Source organism: Streptomyces sp. OfavH-34-F (genome assembly GCF_022347745.1).
Lineage (GTDB): Bacteria > Actinomycetota > Actinomycetes > Streptomycetales > Streptomycetaceae > Streptomyces.
This window is the reverse complement of record NZ_JAKRGC010000594.1, coordinates 1-1,667: the sequence shown is the minus strand read 5'-3', so window position 1 is coordinate 1,667 and position 1,667 is coordinate 1. Positions and strand designations below refer to the sequence as shown.

Here is a 1,667-nt window from a genome sequence, read left to right as displayed (position 1 = left end):
CCGCCTCCCGCAGGGCCAGCGCCGCCGCGTCCGCCTCGTCCCGCAGGGCCTGCGCCTCGTCGCGCGCGGCGTCGGTGAGCGCCGCCGCCTCCTCGACGGCCAGCGCCAGAATCCGGCGCGCCCGCTCGCTCAGCGACGTGTAGTCCTGCGGCTCCAGCCGCGCCACGACCTCGGCCAGCCGGGCGGACTCCGCCGCCAGCCGCTCCGCGTCCCCGGTCAGCGCCGCCGCCCGCGCCACCGCCTCGTCCCGCTCGGCGGAGAGCACCGCCACCACTCGGTCCACCTGCTCCGGGCGGTATCCCCGCCCCCGTACACCGACGAACCCGTACGCGGACCCCGGTGCAGCACTCATTCCTGACGCCTCTTTCCGATCATCCCGACTCCGACGCCCGACCGGCGAGCGATACGTCAAGGATGCGGCAATTGGCGGGGAAGTCGGTATCGATGCGGCGCTTTCCGGACGGAAGCGACCGGCATCACACACCACGAAAGGCGTGGTGCCCGGCCCCCCAAGGGGAACCGGGCACCACGCCCCACGCCCGGAACGGTCAGATCAGCCCGTCCCACATCTGCTCAAGGAGCACCGACCACCAGCTCTCCGGCGACGCCAGCGCCGCCGCGTCCAGCGCCACCAGCTGCGCCTGGAAGTCCACCGTCCAGCGCCCCGCCTGCTCCGGGTTCAGCCCGTACCGCAGCCGCCACATCCGGCCCAGCAGCGCCATGCAGCGCACGAACTCCGGCAGCCCCGTGTTCACGAACTGCGGCGGCACCGGCGCACCGCCCGGACCCGACTCCACCGGCACGGCCACGATGTGCGCGGTCCCGTACTGCACACAGATCGCCCGGCCGAAGTCCGAACCCATCACCAGGTACGACCCGGCGTCCGAAGCCGGCTGCACCTGCCGCTGCGCGGCCAGCTCCGCCAGCGTCGGCACCACCGGCTGACCCGGCTGCGCCCAGAAGAACGGCCCGAAGTCGGCGGGCAGCCCCGCCCACACCAGCGTCCGCGCCACGATGTCCGGCACACCCTGCCGGGACACCGCCCGCTGGTCGAAGCGGAGCACGCCCTGCGGACCGAAGGTCTGCAGCATCTCCTCCGCCATCGCCTCCGGCGGGATCGGCGGCGCCGGCTGCATCTGCGGCAACGGGGCCCGCACCGGGGCAGGACGCGCGGGGCCGTCCGCCACCTGGTGCAGCTCGCCCTGGTGGGTGAGCAGATGCTGCATGCCCTGCTGCCGGCTCGCGTGGTCCGTGCCGTACGGGGCCACGGAGGTGATCCGCACCTGCGGCCAGGTCTCCCGGATCATCCGGGCGCAGTAGCCGCCCGGCAGCTCACAGGACTCCAGCTCCGTGTGCAGCTCGATCACCTGCTGCGGCGGCACGTTCATGGCCCGCAGCTCGTGCAGCATCTGCCACTCCGGATGCGGGGTGCCCGGCGCCGAGCGGCGGATCAGCTGCTGCTCGCTGCCGTCCGGCGCCCGGAAGCGCAGCACGGCCTGGTAGCCCGGGCCCACCGTCGGCTGACCGGACGGCGCCTGCGGATAGCCGTACGCCGGCGGCGGAGCCTGCCCCGGTACGCCCAGGGGCGGGCCGGGCGGCTGCGGAGCGCCGGGACCGACCTGCCCCGGCCCGGCCAGCATCGTCGCCGCGTGGTGCACCCCACCGGG

The 1,667-nt window shown here is 74.7% G+C and carries 1 protein-coding gene and 1 pseudogene; both read right to left on the bottom strand.

Features of this window, described 5'->3' with window-relative positions:
* Positions 1 to 352: pseudogene (locus MHW47_RS35225) on the bottom strand (cellulose-binding protein); the annotation flags it as partial.
* Positions 353 to 548: 196 nt separating this feature from the next.
* The coding region (locus MHW47_RS35220; RefSeq protein ID WP_239227881.1) for an SUKH-4 family immunity protein at positions 549 to 1,667 on the bottom strand (1,119 nt) is incomplete at its 5' end.